The sequence below is a fragment of the Streptomyces sp. NPDC050508 genome, assembly GCF_040655155.1.
In the GTDB taxonomy this organism is placed as follows: domain Bacteria; phylum Actinomycetota; class Actinomycetes; order Streptomycetales; family Streptomycetaceae; genus Streptomyces.
This window is the reverse complement of sequence record NZ_JBFAJJ010000023.1, coordinates 79876-97779: the sequence shown is the minus strand read 5'-3', so window position 1 is coordinate 97779 and position 17904 is coordinate 79876. Positions and strand designations below refer to the sequence as shown.

Here is a 17904-nt window from a genome sequence, read left to right as displayed (position 1 = left end):
TTCTCGGCCGCGTCCTGTCCCGTTCCCGGCCTGTTCGACGCCGCGTCTCCCTGACCGGCGACGTGCCCCGATTCGCGACGCTAGCACGCGTCCCGCCGGCGGGCTCCCGGGTGGGGGCCCGCAGACGGGACGCGGTGACGTGCATCGCCTTGTGGGTCAGCCGAGGCGGGTCAGCTTGGCGGTCAGGGCCGGTTCCGCGAGGTCCTTCTGGAGGGCTACCGGCACCTTGACCGCATCGCCCGAACCGTCGCCCACGGTGAGCGTGCCCACCTTGGTGCCGGCCTTCGCGGTGTGCGGTACGGAGTCGGAGGCGAAGGACAGCTTCACCCTGAGGCCGGCCCAGCCGACCGCCGCGACGTCCTTGGTGACGACGACCGGCGTGTGACCGCCGAGCTGGTCGTCGACGTACCCGACCACGGTCCCCTTCTTCAGGATCTTCGCCGAGGTCATCGCGTCCTGCGCCGCGAGCATCGCCGTCTTGCTGACCGCGTTGACCGTGTCGATGATCGGCGCAGTGTGCTGGCCGAGGATCGCGCCGACGACGACGGCCGTCTCACCGCCGACCTCCTTGGTGGCCGCGAACAACAGGTTGCCGCCGGCCGCGGTGGTGGTGCCGGTCTTGATGCCGAGCGAGTTGTTGTACGGCACCAGGCGGTTGTAGTTGGTCCACTTCTTGCCGGACGGGTCGACCCAGCTCGGCAGCTTGGTGATGTCCATCAGGGCCTGGATCTTGACCAGTTGGTTGCCCAGCTTCACCTGGTCCTCGGCGGAGGAGACCGTGGTCTCCTTCAGGCCCGAGGCGTCGGTGTACGTCGTGTTCGTCATCCCCAGCGCCTTGGCGGTGTCGTTCATCTTCTTGATGAACGCCGCCTCGGAGCCCGCGTCCCAACGGGCAAGCAGACGCGCGATGTTGTTCGCCGACGGGATCATGATCGCCGAGAGCGCCTGCTTCTCGGTGAGGACGTCGCCCGCCTTCACGGTGTTGAGGGTGGACTCGCCGTCCTTGTCGTAGCCGCCCTCCTTCTCGGCGGTCGCGTCGACGGTGATCTTCTCGCCCTCCGCGCCCGACTTCAGCGGGTGGTCCTTGAGGACGATGTACGCCGTCATCGCCTTGGCTACGGACCCGATCGCGACCGGCGTCTGCTTGCCGAAGTTGCCCATCGTGCCGATGCCGTTGACGTCCATCCAGCCCTGGCCCTCGCTGGGCCACGGGAGGTCCACCTTGCTGCCGTCGAAGGTGTACGAGTCGTCGGCGGTGAGGGCGAGAGAGGGCGCGGGGAGCGGCCGTACGGCCTGTACTACTGCAAACACGATCGCCAGGAGGATGACCAGCGGGGTCCAGATCTTGACCCTGCGGATCGCCGTGCGGACCGGGGTCTCCGGGGGCGGCGGGGTGTTGGTCAGCTCGGCGAGGAGGTCCAGCGGGGGCTTCGGGGGGAGCGGTACCTGGGTGGTGCGCTCGGGGCCGACCTGGGCGACGGGGCGGGTGGCGTCCCGGCGGGGCTCGTCGAGGGGCTTCAGCGCGACGAATCTGCTGGTGCGCTCGGCCTCGGACTCGGGGGTCTTGGTGGCACCGCCGAGTTTGAGCATGGTGGTGGGCTGGTCGACCGCGGGCTTGGGCGGACGTGGGGCCTTGAAGACGGCGGTGGGCTGATCGACGGCCTCGGCTTCGCCGTCGGCCGCCTTCGTGTCCCCACCCGCACCGCCGGTGCGGGTCTCGTCGTCGGGTGCGGGTGGCCCCTTTGGGGCGGGCTCGTCGTCGGCGGCTTTCGGTTGTTCGTCGGTGTCGGTGTCGGCGATCTCCGCGTCCGCGTCCGCGTCGGCGGCGATCTCCGCGTCCGTGTCGCCTTCGGCGGCGGCTTCGGGCCCGGCGGCGGCCTCGGGTTCGGTGTCGTCGACCGCCTCACCCTCGGTCGCATCGTCGTCACCGTCGACCTCGACCTCGACCTCGGCCTCGGCCTCGGCGTCAGCCGCGTCAGCGGCCTCGTCGCCGCTCTCGGGCTGCTCGCCCGCGTCGGTCGCCTCGTCGGTCTCCTCGGCCGTCTCAGCGTCCGGAACGTCGGTCGCGGAGGTTTCCCCCGCATCCTCGGCTTCTGTGCCCTCAGTGGGCTCCTCAGCGTCCTCGTCCGCGGAAACTTCTCCTGTGCCGCCAGCGGACTCCTCGGCTTCTCCGGTTTCCTCGGCTTCCTCGGGGTCATCGGCGTCGGCAACCCGCTCAGAGTCGTCAGAACTCTCAGGGCTCTCAGAGCCCTCGGCTTCCGCAGCTTCCGCAGCCTCCGCAGCCTCCTCTGAGCCCTGGACCTCCTCCCCGTCCTGCTCGTTGGGCTCGCCCGACTCATCCTGCTCGCCCGGCTCATCCGACGTGGACACCCAAGCCGCCACAGCCGCCCGCAACCGCGCATCGCCCTCTTTGCCGCCCTTGGCGGAAGGGTTCTGCTCAGCGGTGGGCTCGGAATCACCGGAGTCGCTGCCCTCGGCGGACCCGCTGGACCCGCTGGACCCGCCGACCTCGCCGGCTCCACTCGACCTGTCGGCTCCACCCGCCCCGTCCGCCTCAGCCGTCTCCGACTTCAACTCCCGGATCGAGAAGACCTTCGTCGCCGTATCGACGCCCCCGCGCTGGGCCGTGGCCGGTGTCGTGTCCTCCCGGGCCACCGCCAACCGGGGATCGCGCGCGCCCCGGGCCTCGGGAACCGGACTCGCGCTCCCCGACGTCGGTTCTGCCGACGACTCGCGCTGCTTCGACCTGTCGGGGGACTCGCCCGCCACCGATGCCTCCTCCATGCGCCGCACGCGCTCAGCGTGCGTCAACCGAACCGACCGAGATAACCGAGTTAGTTACAAAATCAGCTGGAAAATCAGCTGGAAAATCTCTTACCCGCCGGCCGGACAGCGCATCAACACCACTGTCCGAACCATGTACCAGTGTCCTGTGTGCGGGCTTAACCCCTGCGGTAGACGAGAACGACATACCTGCTGGTTCCATCACGAAGCGGTCACGCACCCTCGACAGACCAATGTGAGAGGGGTCACCCTGTCATTCATCCACGCGGGGAGGCATGGATGGGCAGGAGCCGCAGAACTCTTCCGGAAGAGCTTCTACTGCTGGCATTGGACCCGGCCACGGGTACCACTGCACAGCCGCAGTCGCTCGACCTCGGTCTGGCCGGAGCGCAGCTAGTGGAGCTGGCGCTGGCCGGACGGATAGCCCCAGACGGGGATCGTATCGCCGTGGTGGTACCACGGCCGACCGGAGATCCGACTTTGGACTGCGCGTTGGAGTTGCTGCGAAGGCGTGGCGCTCCTGTACGTGCAGTGAACTGGATTGGCGGGCCCCGACTGGGACTTCGCCAGACCTACCTCTCGCATCTGGAGCGGTGCGGCATGGTGCATGCCGTGGCGGGACAGATGTGCGGGGTGCTGCCGACGACTCGCTATCAGGCGACGGACAACGAGATCAGCCGTGAGATCAGGGGCCGACTCGATTCCGCGATCCGCACCGGCGTACCGCCGGACCCGCGGACAGCCGCGCTCGCCGCACTGGCGCACGCGGTCGGTCTGGGCAAACACCTGTATCCGGGTAATGAGGGACGCTCGTCCCGCTCCCGGCTGCGGGACCTGATCAGGCACGACCCCATGGGCGGTCTCGTGGCGCACGCCGTGATGGACGTCCAGAACGGTGTGGCGGCACAGCCACGTCGTAGCCCGGCCCCGGCCGGCCGTCAGGCCGTGCCCGGATCCAGGCCACCGGAACCGGCTCGTGGTGTTCCGATGCAGCCGCACCGCGGCACCATGGCGCGCGCCGTGGCTCACTGAGCCGCAGTCCCACGGCACACGCCCGCATCAGTCACGACAGGACCGCACCACCGCACCATCGAAGTACCGCACCACCGCAGTACCGGCACCACACGCAGTACCGCCGCACCGCCAGTCCCCAAGACCCGGTTCGGGAGCCGCTGGTCCGAGCGGGGTGGAGTAGACGTAACGTCTCTCCACCCCGCTCGGCCGCATCTACGGACGCTTTCGGCAACCGGAATCTGGCTCGTACCTGCCGCATATCCACCGTTTCCCAGCGGTAGAAACCACCTTGGTGGCAGTCTGCTCAACAGCAGATACGCAAAGTGGCAAGCAGTGAGCGGCAAGTAGCAGTAAGCAGTGGCAAGTAGAGGCATGCAGCCGGAGGTGCACGTTCCCGTGGCGTCAAGTGTCAATCCCACCGTCAGGCGACGCCGGTTGGGCCAGGAGTTGCGTCGGCTCCGAGAGCTCAAGGGCATGACGGCCGAAGAGGTCGCAGAGCGGCTGCTGGTGTCGCAGTCGAAGATCAGCCGGCTGGAGAACGGCCGGCGCAGCATCAGCCAGCGTGACGTCCGCGACCTGTGCGGGGTCTACGAGGTCGAGGACGTCCGGATCGTCGACTCGCTGATGCAGATGGCCAAGGACTCGCGCCAGCAGGGCTGGTGGCACTCCTTCGGCGACATCCCGTACAGCGTCTACATCGGGCTGGAGACGGACGCGGCGAGTCTGCGCGTCTACGATCCGCAGGTCGTCCCGGGCCTGTTGCAGACCCGGCAGTACGCCGAGGCGCTGATCGCGGGGGCGTTGCCGGAGACCGCCTCGGCCGATGTGGAGAAGCGGGTCCAGGTGCGGCTGCGCCGGCAGGAGCGCATCTCCGCCCCGGAGAACCCGTTGCGGCTGTGGACGGTGATGGACGAGTCCGCGGTGCGCCGGGTGGTCGGCAACCGGTCCCTGATGCGGGACCAGTTGGAGCATCTCGTCGAGCAGTCCCAACTGCCGCACGTGACCGTGCAGGTGATCCCGTTCGACATGGGCGCCCATCCCGGGCTCAACGGGCAGTACGCGATCCTGGAGTTCCCCGACGCGGCGGACTCCAGCGTCGTCTACATCGAGGGCGTCACCAGCGACCTGTACCTGGAGAAGGCGAACGACGTCCAGAAGTACAGCGTGATGTACGAGCACTTGAGGGCGCAGGCCCTGAACGTGGACCAGTCGCGGCAGTTCATCGCGGACATCGCGAAGGAATACGCGCGCTGAAGAGGCCCCTCCGGCGGAAGGCGCCGCAGACTACACCTTCCGCCGGGCGGGATGGAAGACACCAGGGGTATATGCCACCCGGTCGAGTGAATGGCCGCTTCGCCCACCGATGTTGGCGAGTAGCGTCGATCACGCCATCGAGCAACGCACGTTGGCGCAAACCGTGTTGTGCGTCCGAAGGGTTCGTGGTCGGACGTGACGCGCGGTGACAGCAACTCATCAACTGGCATAACCGGAGCAAAAATGGCAATTCGTCAGGGCGCCACGGACACGTGGACCAAGTCCTCGTACTCCACCGGGAACGGCGCGTGCGTCGAGATCAAGTCACCGGTTCTCGCGGCCATGGCTGTGCGGGACTCCAAGGTTTCCGGGGGACCGACGCTGGCCTTCCCCGCGGACTCGTGGAACGCCTTCGTGGCGGACGTCGCCCGGGGGGCGCACGACCTTCACTGATGCGGCTGAGTCACCTTTTACAACTCCATAAGCAGCACATGCAGTTCAGGCATGACACGCAGTTCACGCACCCCATGCGGTGCGTGCGGCAGAAGCACCAAAGGAAGAGCCCTCTCGACTGGCCCGCCGTCCTGGCCGAGGGGGCTCGGCTTCTGCCCGCAACTCCCGCTCGCGGCGCCTCACTCCACCGGGAACGCCACGTCGCACACCGGGTCCTCGGGCCCCGCCGCCTCCCAGTCCGCGAAGTACACCTCACGGCACGGCCCGGCATACCGCAGCCCCTGCCCGGCGACCCACCGCTCCACCGCCTCGAACGCGGCCAGGATCTGCGGATGCGCCACCTGCGCCTTGGTGATCCGGGCGTACGCCAGCCGCCGGGCCGGTTCCACCCGCACCGCCGTCTGCCAGGCCCGCCCCTGCCGCGCCGCCCAGGCGCGTGCCGCCGCCTCGTCCGCGACCGGTACGCAGGACTCGGCAGGACCGTCGCTCTCCATGGACACCTCGGAGTGGTAGACGACGAACGGCGCGGCGCTCACGCCCCCGCACTCCTTCGCCGCCGCCTCCAGGCGCCCCAGCGAGGCCCCGATCCAGGCCGGCAACTCGTCCGCGAGGGTGTGCCGGGTCTCGGTGATCAGCACCTGTTCCGGTACCTCGACCGTCTCGACCACGAACTTTCCGTACATCTCGGAGCTCCTCCCCGACAGTCGTGCACGGAGGTACTCGGCGAGCGTGCGCTGCCCGGCGAACCGGGTCTCGACATCCGTCCAGTACGCGGCGAGGAGATCGGCGGCGTCCGTCCCGTCGGCCTCCACCACCGAGGCGATCCGGGCCAGCGGCATGTCCAACTGCCGTAGCAGCGCCACGAGTCGGGCCCGCTCGACCTGGTCGGCGCGGTAGTAGCGGTAGCCGCTGACCTCGTCGACGTGAGCCGGGCACAGCAGCCCGAGCCGGTCGTACAGCCGCAGCGCCTTGGCCGAAAGCCGTGCCCGCGCCGCGAACGCGCCGATGGTCAGCAGGTCGTCGTCGTCCATCTCGGCCATCCTCCGTCACCGGGCGGTCTCTGTCCGCCCGGCGACAAGGACGCTCAGCCCTGCCCCAGGGGCAAGGTCAACAGCCGTGGTCAGGCGACGGCGGTCTCCACCGCCGCCACGACCTCCGCCGACTCCGGCTCGGTCTGCGGGGAGAAGCGGGCCACGACCGTGCCGTCACGGCCGATCAGGAACTTCTCGAAGTTCCAGCGGATGTCACCGGTGTGGCCCTCGCCGTCCGCGAAGCCGACGAGACGGTCGTACAGCTCGTGCCGGCCGTCCCCGTTGACCTCGACCTTCTCGGTCAGCGGGAAGGTCACGCCGTACGTCGCCGAGCAGAACTCGGCGATCTCCTCGGCGCTGCCGGGCTCCTGCCCGAGGAACTGGTTGCAGGGCACGCCCAGCACGGTGAAGCCCTGCTCCGCGTACCGCTCCTGGAGCCGCTCAAGGCCCGTGTACTGGGGGGTCAGCCCGCACTTGGAGGCCACGTTCACCACGAGGACGGCCTTGCCCGCGTACTGCGAGAGGTCCGCCGAGCCGCCCTTGAGCGACCCGATCTCGACACCGAGGGGACCCGTGTTCTCTGTAGTCGTCATAACCGGATGCTAACTCCGGTAAATGTCGTTCTCCCCACGGGCCCATGAGCCTTCGCACTTGCAGGTGTGCTTACAGGCCGACGGCCTTCACCACGACCTCCCCGGCCGCCGTCCGCGAGTACAGCACCGAACGCCCCGCCCGGCGCCGCTCCACCAGCCCCGCGTCCAGCAGCACCCGCAGATGTCGGCCCACCGAACCGAGCCCCTGCCCGGTCACGGCGGTCAGTTGGCTGGTGCTCATCGGGGCGCCGAGCAGCATCAGCACGCCCGCCCGCGCGGGACCCAGCAGCGCCCCCAGGCTCGCGGGGACGGCCCGTGAGTCGTGGTCGGCGAGGGCACCCGAACACGTGTAGACGATGGCGTAGCGGTCCGGCTCCTCCCACGACAGCCACCCGCCCTTGGGCGTGACCGGCACGAAGACCAGTTCCGCGCCGGAGATCTCCCGCGGCGGATACTCGTGCAGATTGACCTGGAGCCGGTTCTCCCCGAGCCACCGCGTCCGCCCCGGCCGCAGCGCGTCCACCACGGCCGCCCAGCCGCCCTGGCTCACCTGTGCGGTCCGCGCGACGACATCGGCCTCCAGCACGCGCCGGCGCCGCTCCCAGGACGGCCGTACGGTCTCCTCCCACACGTACTCCAGGAGCCGGGCCGCCCGCTCGGGCAGGTCGTCGCGCTCCAGGGCGGCGGGGAGCGGTCCGGCGAGGGAGACCACGAGGTGCGCCCGCGCGTCGGCGGGAGGCACCGCCCGCACCCGTGCGACGGCCGCTTCGAACGGCTCCCGGTCCCTCGGTGTGGGCGAGAGGAAGTCGGCTATCCAGGACCGCCCGAGCCCCGACCGCACCAGCAGCCCGGTGACCGGATCGTCCGCCAACAGCCCCCGGTATCCCGGGAGATGCTCCTGCAGCCACACCTGTTCACCGGGATGCGCGGCCACCCCCAGGTGGAGCAGTTTGAGTGCGGCGAAGGTCTCGGCGAACGGCGACAGCACGAACCGGCTCCGGGCGAGGGTGTCGGCGTTGAGCTGCCACCACCCCATGACCGTCACCCCCGATGTTTCGCGTCCACGCGAAAGAATACGACCCCCGCGCGGACCCCCGCAGACTCCGCTGATGCGCAGCTACCGCGAGCTCTTCCGCACCCCTGAGTACACCCCGTTCTTCTTCTCCTTCGCCGCCCAGACCGCGGCCCTGACGATCAGCGGGCTGGCGCTCGCCACGCTGGTCTACCGGGCGACCGCCTCGCCCCTGCTGTCGGCCGTGAGCATGTTCGGGCCGCAGCTCGCCCAGATGCTCGGCGCGACCTTCTTCCTGTCGGGCGCCGACCGCCTGCCCCCACGGGTCACCCTGTCGGGCATCAACTCCGCGTTCGCCGTCTGTACGGCCCTGCTGGCACTGCCCGGCCTGCCGCTCGGGGCGGTCTTCGGCATCGTGTTCCTGCAGGGCCTGATCGCCTCGATGGGCGGCGGGGTGAGCGGCGGTCTGCTGAACGAGATCCTGACCAAGGACGGCTACCTGCTGGGCCGTTCGGTGTTCAACATGGCCTCCGGGCTGATGCAGGTCACCGGTTTCGCGCTGGGCGGCGCCCTGCTGACCCTCCTGTCCCCGCGCGTCTGCCTGCTCCTGTCGGCGGCGCTGTACGCGATCACGGCCCTCGTCATCCGCCTGGGCCTGACCGCCCGCCCGCCCCGCTCCGCGGGCCGCCCGTCCGTCGCCGCGACCTGGCGCACGAACGCCCTCCTGTGGTCCTCCCGCCCCCGCCGCCTCACCTACCTGGGCCTGTGGGTCCCCAACGGCCTGGTCGTCGGCTGCGAATCCCTCTACGTCTCCTACGACTCCGGGTCCGCCGGCGCGCTGTTCGCGAGCGCGGCGCTGGGCATGTTCGTCGGCGACCTGACCCTCGGCCGCTTCGTACCGCCCGCCCTGCGCTCCCGCCTGGACATCCCGCTCCGGCTCCTGTTGGCCACGCCGTACCTGTTCTTCGCGCTGCGGCCCGGGATGCCCTGGGCGGCGATCGCCGCGTGCGTCGCCTCTATCGGCTTCGGCGCCTCCCTCGTCCTTCAGGAACGCCTGATGGAACTCACCCCCGACGAACTCGCGGGCCACGCCCAGGGGTTGCGCTCCGCAGGCATGCTCACCATGCAGGGCCTGAGCGCGGCCGTCGCGGGCACGCTGGCCCAACTGACCTCGCCGGGAACGGCGATGACCCTGATGGCGGCGGCATCGGCCGCGGTGACACTGACGCTGGCGGCGCTCGCCCGAGAGGGACGACGGAAGGTCCCCGAGGTGCAAACGGCCCAGGGCTGAGGTGAGTCGGGGCGCCCGGCCGGGCGGACGACAGCCGACCGTGCCGGGTGGCTGAGAACCGTGCCGGTCGGGCGAACCGTGCCGGGCGTCCTCCCGTCTTCCCTACGCCGGCCGCGTCCCCGCGTCGGCCGTCGCATCGGCACGCACGCCGAGGGAGCCCCGTTGACGCCTGAGACGCCAGAGACGCCTGAGCCGTCGCCACCCCAACCGCCCGAGACCCACGCCCTGTTGAGGTTCCTCACGGCAGCCCCGGAGGAGCGGCCCCGGCTCGCCCCGCGCGTGGCGGAGGCGGTCGGCGCCGACACCCTGGAACGGATCGTCCGGGCGACACTGGCCCGGACCGGCCGGCCCGTCACGGTGGCGGACAGCCCCGACGGCCTGATCGTGACCGGCGAAGAAGGCGGTCAGGTGCGCGCCTGGGCCCGCACGGCGCCGGACGGCGAACTCACCGCCCTGTACCTCGAAGGCACCCGCTACACCCCGCCTCGCAGGCGCCGCCCGCCGTACGCCCTGCTGCTCCCTCTCCTCGTCCTCTGGAACGCCGTCGCCCTCTGGACGGCCCCCGACCGCACCGCCTGGCTCACCGACCTGACGATCCTCGCCGTCTGCTGCGTCCTCGCCGAGGGCCTCGGTGCCCCCGCCCAACAGCCACGCCTCCCGCGCCGCACGGTCGAGGCGGCAGTCGTCGTAGCCGCCCTCGTCTCCGCGCCCCGGCTGTCCGAACTACCGCCGGGCCACGGCCTGTTGGGCCTTGCGGGCGCAGCCGTACTCCTCCTGGCGCTCGTCGTGGTGGTCGCCGTCGCGCGGACGCACACCTGGCGCGCGCCGCTCTCCCAGCCGTTGAGGTTCCCGCTGGAGGGCGTGTGGTACGTCGTCCAGGGCGGTGGCCGGCCCCTCAACCACCACGTCCGGATCCCCGAACAGCGGGGCGCGGTCGACCTGGTGGGGCTGGGCCGCTACGGCACCCGTACGCGTGCCGACCACGAGCCGACCGCGTACGCCGCCTACGGTCGCGCCGTACGTTCCCCGTGCGACGGACGCGTGATCTCCGCCGAGGACTCGATCGAGGACCAGCGGCCGGACGCGGGTGGCCGCCTCCGCTACCAACCCCTGTACGGGAACCACGTGTTCATCGACACCGGCCGGGAGATCGTCAAACTGGCCCATCTGCGGGCCGGTTCACTGACGGTGAGCCGGGGGGACGTTGTCCACGCGGGTCAACTCCTCGGTGAGACGGGCAATTCGGGCAACACCTCCGAGCCGCATCTCCATCTCCATGCGGAACGCGACGGGGTTGGCCTGGACCTTCGCTTCTCGGGAGTCGCGGGACGGCTGTACCGGGGACGGGTGATCCGTACTTTTCCGTAGCCGGAGGCATCCTTGACAGCGTGCGTACTGTTTCGCGACGTTTGAGCCCTGCCGAACTGTTCGTGTCTCGTCGTACCTTGGGATACGTAGGCAGGACGCGGACGACGCGTCGTGGGGGAAATGTGGGGGGACGGTCGCCCATGCGATCCATGCGATCCGCCGGCAAGGCGGACATCACGATCCACAGACCGGAGGAGCTCACCACCACGCTCCGCCAGGCCTGGCACAAGGCGATGGACGAGTCGCCGGACTACGCGAACCCTTTTCTGGCACCGGAGTTCGCGGACGGCGTCGGCCGCCACCGCGGCGGCGCGCAGGTGGCGGTTCTGCACGAGGGCGGGGAGCCGGTCGGCTTCTTCCCGTACGAGCGCAACCACGTCGGCGTCGGCCGGGCCATCGGCCTCGGCCTCTCCGACTGCCAGGCCCTGGTCCACCGCCCCGGAGTCACCTGGGACGTCCAGCAACTCCTGCGGGCCTGCGGCCTGTCGGTCTTCGAGTTCGACCATCTCGTCGAGGAACAACAGCCGTTCGGCCGCCACGTCACCGGCACCTTCGGGTCCCCGGTGATCGACCTCAAGGACGGCGACGGCGAGGTCCCCTACGCCGAGTGGCTGCGCGCCGCCTACCCGGGCATCGCCAAGACGACCCTGAAGAAGGAACGCCGCCTCGGCCGCGACCTCGGCGAGATGCGCTTCGTCTACGACGAGCGCGACCCCGAGGTGCTGCACACGCTGATGCGCTGGAAGTCCGCCCAGTACCGCAGGACCGGCCGCATGGACCGCTTCGCGCGCCCCTGGATCGTGGACCTGGTGGACCACCTCTTCCATGTCCGCGAGGAACACTTCACCGGCATCCTGTCGGTCCTCTACGCCGGTGACCGCCCGGTGGCGGCCCACTTCGGACCGACGTCCCGCACCCTGTTCGCGGCCTGGTTCACGGCATACGACCCCGAACTCCGGTATTACTCACCGGGGTTGATCATGCACCTCAGGATGGCCGAGGAGGCGGGCCGGCACGGCGTACGCCTCATGGACCTGGGCCGCGGCGACAAGGAGTGGAAGGACTGGCTCAAGACCCGCGAACTGCGCGTCGGCGAGGGCTTCGCCACCCGCCCCCACCCGGTGGCGGCGGCCCACCGCCTGTGGCGCCGCCCGGTCCGCGGCCTGCGCAACACGGTCCTGGCCCACCCGTCCCTGCGCGACCCGGCGGACCGCCTCCTCAAAACGGTGGGCACGCTGCGTACGACGGGCCGGACGACACCGAAGAAGTGACGATGCGGCAACATCCCCTCGGTCGCGTGATCCGGCGGGCGTAGTACTGGACGCAGTACTCGATCCCGTACCGAAGGGGCCGTCGCCGGATGCAGGGGAGCGACGGGGGAGCCGTCGGCCAAAGCCCTTCCGCGTCCGCGAGTTCGACGCCGCCCCACCCGGTCGTGAGCCTCGGCGCGGACGCCGACGAACGCGGGCTGCTGCCCGGCGGCCCACCGTTCCCCCTCCGCGGGGTGGACCTCCGCGCGGACGCGGACCGAGCCCGTCACCATCACCGCGGAGACGATGCCGACGAAGGAGAGCACGCACGCCCACGCGACGGCGTCCGCGTCCAGCTCTCCCTGACCCGCGGGACGCCTCCCGCGAACCTACGGCGACGGTCACCGCCCCCGACTGTCCCGCCGCCCCGACGGATACCCGCCCCGATGACGCCCCCGACACCCGCACGACAGGCGACCGTGGTAGACAACGCCGATGATGGTCAGGGCTGTTGATGCCCGGCCCGCGGGCGACCGCGCGACAACAGGAAGGGGCAACCCGTGCTTCTGAAGACCTTCCGCTGGTCGTTCGCGGTCACCGCGCTCGGCCTGGCCCTGGGAGTCTGGTACGGCGGCTGGACGGCGTTCGGAGTCATCGCGATCCTGGCCGTCCTGGAGATCTCGCTGTCCTTCGACAACGCGGTGGTCAACGCCGGGATCCTGAAGAAGATGTCCGCCTTCTGGCAGAAGATCTTCCTCACGGTGGGCGTCCTGATCGCCGTCTTCGGCATGCGCCTCGCCTTCCCGGTCGTGATCGTCGCGATCACGGCGAAGAAGAACCCGATCGACGCGGTCGACCTGGCGCTGACCGACAAGGACCGCTACGAACAGCTGGTCACCGACGCCCACCCGTCGATCGCGGCCTTCGGCGGCATGTTCCTCCTCATGATCTTCCTGGACTTCATCTTCGAGGACCGTGACATCAAGTGGCTGGGCTGGCTGGAACGCCCCCTGGCCAGACTCGGCAAGGTCGACATGCTGTCGGTCTGCATCGCCCTGATCGTCCTGCTGATCACGTCGTTCACCTTCGCCACCCACGCCCACCAGCACGGCGGAGCGCACGCGGACAAGGCCCAGACGGTTCTGATCTCCGGCATCGCGGGCCTGATCACGTACATGATCGTCGGCGGACTCTCCGGCTACTTCGAGGACCGCCTGGAGGCGGAGGAGGAACAGGAACGGGAGAGCAACCGCTCGGCGGTAGTCCTGGCGGGCCAGGCGGCATTCTTCATGTTCCTGTACCTGGAAGTCCTGGACGCCTCGTTCTCCTTCGACGGCGTGATCGGCGCGTTCGCCATCACCAACGACATCGTGCTGATGGCACTGGGCCTGGGCATCGGCGCGATGTACGTCCGCTCCCTGACGGTCTACCTGGTCCGCCAGGGCACGCTCGACGACTACGTGTACCTGGAGCACGGCGCCCACTACGCGATCGGCGCCCTGGCCGTGATCCTCATGGTCACCATCCAGTACCAGATCAACGAGGTCATCACCGGCCTGGTCGGCGTGGTCCTGATCGGCTGGTCGTTCTGGTCGTCGGTGCGGCGGAACCGGGCGGTTGCGGAGGCGGAGGGGGCGGCTGCGCCTGCGGATACGGCGAGGGTTCCCTAGCTGGCGGGCTGCCGGACCAGCACGTCGAGTTGCCGCGCGACCCGGTCCAGGGGCTCTATGCCCCCGCTCGGTGCGCCACAGGGCGGTGACACCTTCGAAGGACGCCACGACGAGGTCCGCGAGCCTTGCTCCCTGGCGGACCGCACGGTTCCGCGGGGCGCACTCTCCGATACGCCGACCTTGGCCCTGAGAGGCCCGTGAAGTTGCCGTATGTAATTGGAGGCATATACCGTTGATTGCATGACGGAGCGGTGGGAGATTGAGATCGAACCCGAGGTTCGGGACTGGCTGGAACTGCTCCCGTTCCGCCTCTACCGGCGGGTGGAGGACAAGACGGACCGTCTCTTGGACGAGCCGACGACGCTTGGTGAGCCGTACTCGCGTCACCTGGGTGGCAAGCTGCGTGAGCTGCGCTTCGAGTTGGATGGTGAGGCCGTGCGCATCCCGTACTGGCTCGCCTCCGGGCAGCGGATTGTTCTGTTGACGGTGTTCCGTAAGACGAGGATGCGTGAGGCTGCGGAAGTCGAGCGTGCGCATCAGGCACAGAAGGTCTGCGAGACGGAGCACGGCCGGGCCGAGCACACCTACGATCGGGGCAAGGAGAATTGATGAATCACAGCACGTGGAGGACACGCCGGACCCGGCAGCTCGCGGGTGAGACGGTGGAGTACGACCAGGAGTACGTCGACGCGCGGTTGGCCGGCGATCTCGGGCAGGCGGTCTACGACCGTCGGATCGAACTCGCACTCTCCCAGGCCGTACTGGCCGAACGGGCCGGGATGACGCAGCCTCAGGTGTCCCGAATGGAGGGCGGCGACACCGTGCCCACTCTCCCGCTGTTGCGACGCCTGGCCAAGGCTCTGGACGGCACGCTGAACCTTGCCATCGACGAGGGTGACTCCCGCGTCACCTTCACCCCGCACGCCGCCTGAAACCGAGCCGCCGGTTGACGCCGGTCCGGCCGGCACGTTCGTACTGGACAACGTCACTGGTTCCTGCGCTGTACTTGTTCCCGCAGACAACCACTGGCAGGTCCGGGCGACCCGCGCCATCCTTGGGACGCGGTCGAGTCGGCAGTCGCCACCGCGGGGCGTACGGCTCACCGAACCGCGCGGCATGCGGCGTCACGGTCTCCCGCGACGAACAGGCGATCTGGCTCGACAACCCGGACGGACGCCCGTCGTGGCCGCTGCCCTCCTGAAACGGCCACCGCCGACGATATGGACGACGAACCGCTGAAGGACTGGGCGGAACGCCGTGACGCGAAGATCGGCTGGCTTCGTGCCGTGCCCGTAGTCTCCGGCGACGGCCCGAGAGCTTCCCATCTACATCCCGAGGCAACGGCGATCCTCTCCCCGCAAGCATCGCAAGCCCCCGGCGCTCAGGTAATACAACGACGACGGCTCCGGGGCCGCAGCTTCGCCGGGCCCGTGATTCACCGTAATCCAGTGACTGCCCGTCACTGGGCGAGCGACGAGTCTGGATGTGTTGCGGCAGGTCACCGAGACGCCGGGTGTACCCGGGGTGTGGGGGACTGCCGTGACGTCATCAGCGGTCGGCGCTCGTCCGCAGACAGGGGGCTGCGGCCTTCACCGAGGACGCTACGTTCACCGACTCGTCCATCGGCTCCACCGGCGACATGGTGGTGGTGCAGTTGGCGCTGCAGGGAACGCACCTCGGCCCGCAGGCACGCTGCCGCCGACCGGCAAGCGGATCGACGCACCGTGCTGTGATGTCTTCGAGCTGGTCGACGGCAAGATCAGGCGGTTCGACTGCTCCCCCGAAGGCGCGATCATCCCGGCGCCGCGCTGGAGCACTGAGCGCATCTGCGAGTGCACGGGGCAGCCCGCGTGACCGCGTACGAAGTCCCCGCGATTCCCGTACGGCGGCCCGCGTGCGTCCTGAGTACGCGGAGGAACACATGCGAGCGGCAGTACTCCGTGAGCTGACCGGCGGCCTCGGGCGCAGTGAGTTCGTGCAGGTAGTCGATGACCAGGACGAGGTTGTCGTGGGATTCGTCGAGTTCGGACAGCAGCATGTCCACCAGGGGCATAGAGGTCCGACGTCCAGACCTGCGCACACAGACCCGCTACCGGCCGAGCCGTCCCCGTCGCTCACGCAAAACGGCCCCGGACACGCGGTCCGAGGCCGAACAGAGCGCTTTCCTGGGGGAGAAACCCCAGGTCAGCAGCATAATGCATGGTGCCCCCGGCAGGATTCGAACCTGCGACACCCGCTTTAGGAGAGCGGTGCTCTATCCCCTGAGCTACGAAGGCGGGACGGATCGCCCCGGAAGGCGGTCCAGGACAGGGTAGCGGATTTGCGGAGTCGGTTCGGTGGGGGAGGGCAAGGCAGAGGCGGACAAGGCAGAGCGAGGCAAGGCAGAGCGAGGCAAGGCAGAGCCAGGCAAGGCAGAGCCAGGGGAGCCAGGGGAGACAGGGGCGGGCGCCGAGCTCAGACCCCCGACACCCGTGTGAAGCGCCCCGCCACCCTCAGATCCCCCTCGATGTCGCTCGCCGTCGCCGTCAGTTCGGGGAGGGTGTCCCGGACGTACTCCTCGGCCGTGCGGCCGGCCACATGTGTTGCCGTGTTCAGGGCGGCGACCACCCGGCCCGTGCGGTCGCGGATCGGGACGGCGATCGAGCGGAGGCCCGCCTCCAACTCCTCGTCCACCAGGGCGTAGCCCTGCGAGCGGACCGTCTCCAGGGCGTTCGCCAGCGCCGTTGGATCCGTCAGGGTGTGCGGGGTCAGGGGGTGCGGATCGGCGAGGGCCTGCCGTACCGGTGTCGGGTCGGCGTCGGACAGGAGTGCGCGGCCCAGTGCCGTCGCGTACGCCGGGAAGCGGGTGCCGACCGCGATGTTCACGCTCATCACGTGGCTCGTGGCGACCCGGGCCGTGTACTGGATGTCCCGGCCCACCAGGATCGCCAGGGACGCCGACTCGTGGATGCGGGCCGCGAGGGCGGTGAGGTGCGGGGTCGCGAGGGACGGCAGCGAGGTGCGCGACAGGGGTGGGAAGCCCAGGGACAGGACCCGGGGGGTCAGTGCGAAGCGGCGGTCGCCGGACGGGGTCACCAGGCCCAGGTGTTCGTACGTGATCAGGGCTCTGCGGGCCGTTGCCCGCGCCAGCCCCGTCGCCTGGGCGACCTCCGTCAGGGTCAGTTCGGCGCGGCCCTCGCCGAAGGCGGTCAGGACCGTCAGTCCGCGGGCCAGGGACTCGACGAACTCCCGGCCCAGTTCCTGCTTCGACGCCCCCGTCCAGGTCGCGAGTCCGGAGGGGGCGGCGACGGACTCGACCCGTAGGGCCTCGCGCAGATCGTCCGCCAGGTCCTCCTCCATCGTCCGTACCGCCGAACGCAGCCTGGGCAGAAGGGAGTTCCGCAGATCCTCCGCCGTGTGCCGGCTCGTATGGCTCACGACGCTCGCCACGCACGCGATCCCGCCGGTACGGGGGTCCCGTACGGGCACGGACACCGCCACCAGCCCCGGTTCGATCAACTGGTCGTCCAGCGCCCAGCCGTCCTGGCGTGCCTGTACGGCGCGCCGCTCGAAGTCGGGCGGCTCCGGCGACGGACGTACGGGAACGGCCGGAAAGCCCTCGTCCGTCGGGTCCGCCGAGCGGCGTTCCCGCCAGCGTCGCCAGTCCGCGTCCGTCCACTCCGTCGCGAACAGCGGTCCTGGCGCGGTGCGTTCGGCCGGCAGCAGGTCGCCGATGCGGAAGCTGAGGGACATGGCGCGGCGGCGGGTCGCCTGGTGGATGAAGCGGATGCCGTCCCGGTCGGGCACCGCCAACGACACCGACTCGTCCAGCTCGTCGGCGAGGGCGTCCGCGCGGGCGTCCAGTACGGACGGCAGGCGCAGGGCGGCCAGGTAGGCGTTGCCCAGTTCCATGATCCGCGGGGTGAGAACCGTGTCCCGGCCGTCGAGACGGACGTACCCCATGCGGGCGAGCGTCGCGGTGATCCGGTCGACGGTGGAACGGGCGAGGCCGGTGGCCCGTTCGAGTCCGCTGAGGCTCAACGTGCCGCCCGCGTCGGTCAGTTGCCGCAGCACCGCGACCCCGCGGATCAGCGGGGCGACCGCCTCGGCGGGTACGGCGGCGGCAGGGTCGACCAGCGTGGTGTCAGGGGCGTCAGTGGGCATCGATTCTCCGGTACGGCGATCTCGGCAGCCCTACGGTAAGC

Annotated in this window: 16 protein-coding genes and 1 tRNA gene; 10 read left to right on the top strand and 7 right to left on the bottom strand. The window is 69.8% G+C overall.

Annotation, left to right across the window (positions count from 1 at the left end):
* Positions 1–156 precede the first annotated feature (156 nt).
* On the bottom strand, positions 157–2784 hold the full coding sequence (locus AB0I69_RS42260) for a D-alanyl-D-alanine carboxypeptidase (RefSeq protein ID WP_363101153.1): 2628 nt from the start codon (positions 2782–2784) through the stop codon (positions 157–159).
* Between the two features lie 279 nt (positions 2785–3063).
* Here AB0I69_RS42260 and AB0I69_RS42255 point away from each other — a divergent pair, with 279 nt between their 5' ends.
* The 3 genes from AB0I69_RS42255 (at position 3064) to AB0I69_RS42245 (ending at position 5505) form a co-directional block, all read left to right on the top strand.
* Complete coding sequence (locus tag AB0I69_RS42255) at positions 3064–3816, top strand: GPP34 family phosphoprotein (protein ID WP_317880987.1); 753 nt, start codon at positions 3064–3066, stop codon at positions 3814–3816.
* Positions 3817–4194: 378 nt separating this feature from the next.
* The gene (locus AB0I69_RS42250; RefSeq protein WP_363101113.1) at positions 4195–5052 is read left to right on the top strand and encodes a helix-turn-helix transcriptional regulator; all 858 of its coding nucleotides are present in this window, start codon (positions 4195–4197) and stop codon (positions 5050–5052) included.
* Positions 5053–5295: 243 nt separating this feature from the next.
* Positions 5296–5505 (top strand): DUF397 domain-containing protein, encoded by a 210-nt coding sequence (locus AB0I69_RS42245; RefSeq protein WP_363101112.1) that lies wholly within the window; start codon positions 5296–5298, stop codon positions 5503–5505.
* A gap of 179 nt (positions 5506–5684) precedes the next feature.
* Here the strand turns inward: AB0I69_RS42245 and AB0I69_RS42240 are convergent, their stop codons facing one another.
* The 3 genes from AB0I69_RS42240 to AB0I69_RS42230 all read right to left on the bottom strand — a co-directional run bounded on the left by AB0I69_RS42240 (position 5685) and on the right by AB0I69_RS42230 (position 8165).
* Complete coding sequence (locus AB0I69_RS42240; protein WP_363101111.1) at positions 5685–6545, bottom strand: MerR family transcriptional regulator; 861 nt, start codon at positions 6543–6545, stop codon at positions 5685–5687.
* Positions 6546–6625: 80 nt separating this feature from the next.
* Positions 6626–7129 carry a glutathione peroxidase gene (locus tag AB0I69_RS42235; protein WP_363101110.1) on the bottom strand — a complete coding sequence of 168 codons (504 nt, stop codon included), beginning with the start codon at positions 7127–7129 and terminating at the stop codon, positions 6626–6628.
* A gap of 70 nt (positions 7130–7199) precedes the next feature.
* Entirely contained in the window at positions 7200–8165 is a 966-nt protein-coding gene (locus AB0I69_RS42230; RefSeq protein ID WP_363101109.1) for a winged helix-turn-helix domain-containing protein, read from the bottom strand.
* Between the two features lie 73 nt (positions 8166–8238).
* Between AB0I69_RS42230 and AB0I69_RS42225 the strand changes: the two genes are divergently transcribed.
* The 7 genes from AB0I69_RS42225 to AB0I69_RS42195 all read left to right on the top strand — a co-directional run bounded on the left by AB0I69_RS42225 (position 8239) and on the right by AB0I69_RS42195 (position 15453).
* Positions 8239–9432, top strand: coding sequence for an MFS transporter (locus AB0I69_RS42225; protein ID WP_363101108.1), 1194 nt, complete (start codon positions 8239–8241; stop codon positions 9430–9432).
* Positions 9433–9594: 162 nt separating this feature from the next.
* Positions 9595–10800, top strand: a complete 1206-nt coding sequence (locus tag AB0I69_RS42220) for a M23 family metallopeptidase (RefSeq protein ID WP_363101107.1) — start codon at positions 9595–9597, stop codon at positions 10798–10800.
* Positions 10801–10940: 140 nt separating this feature from the next.
* The gene (locus AB0I69_RS42215; RefSeq protein ID WP_363101106.1) at positions 10941–12071 is read left to right on the top strand and encodes a GNAT family N-acetyltransferase; all 1131 of its coding nucleotides are present in this window, start codon (positions 10941–10943) and stop codon (positions 12069–12071) included.
* Between the two features lie 539 nt (positions 12072–12610).
* On the top strand, positions 12611–13720 hold the full coding sequence (locus tag AB0I69_RS42210) for a DUF475 domain-containing protein (protein ID WP_363101105.1): 1110 nt from the start codon (positions 12611–12613) through the stop codon (positions 13718–13720).
* A gap of 240 nt (positions 13721–13960) precedes the next feature.
* Entirely contained in the window at positions 13961–14329 is a 369-nt protein-coding gene (locus tag AB0I69_RS42205) for a type II toxin-antitoxin system RelE/ParE family toxin (RefSeq protein WP_363101104.1), read from the top strand.
* Positions 14329–14652, top strand: coding sequence for a helix-turn-helix transcriptional regulator (locus AB0I69_RS42200; RefSeq protein ID WP_363101103.1), 324 nt, complete (start codon positions 14329–14331; stop codon positions 14650–14652). Before AB0I69_RS42205 ends, AB0I69_RS42200 begins: the two co-directional genes overlap by 1 nt.
* Positions 14653–14940: 288 nt before the next feature.
* The gene (locus AB0I69_RS42195) at positions 14941–15453 is read left to right on the top strand and encodes a DUF6087 family protein (protein ID WP_363101102.1); all 513 of its coding nucleotides are present in this window, start codon (positions 14941–14943) and stop codon (positions 15451–15453) included.
* 59 nt (positions 15454–15512) lie between these two features.
* Here AB0I69_RS42195 and AB0I69_RS42190 read toward each other — a convergent pair whose 3' ends face one another.
* The 3 genes from AB0I69_RS42190 to AB0I69_RS42180 form a co-directional block, all read right to left on the bottom strand.
* Positions 15513–15773 (bottom strand): hypothetical protein, encoded by a 261-nt coding sequence (locus AB0I69_RS42190; RefSeq protein ID WP_363101101.1) that lies wholly within the window; start codon positions 15771–15773, stop codon positions 15513–15515.
* A 147-nt stretch (positions 15774–15920) separates the two neighbouring features.
* A tRNA-Arg gene (locus tag AB0I69_RS42185) sits at positions 15921–15996 on the bottom strand.
* A 178-nt stretch (positions 15997–16174) separates the two neighbouring features.
* Positions 16175–17863: an IclR family transcriptional regulator C-terminal domain-containing protein gene (locus AB0I69_RS42180; RefSeq protein WP_363101100.1), complete on the bottom strand. Its 1689-nt coding sequence runs from the start codon at positions 17861–17863 to the stop codon at positions 16175–16177.
* Positions 17864–17904 lie beyond the last annotated feature (41 nt).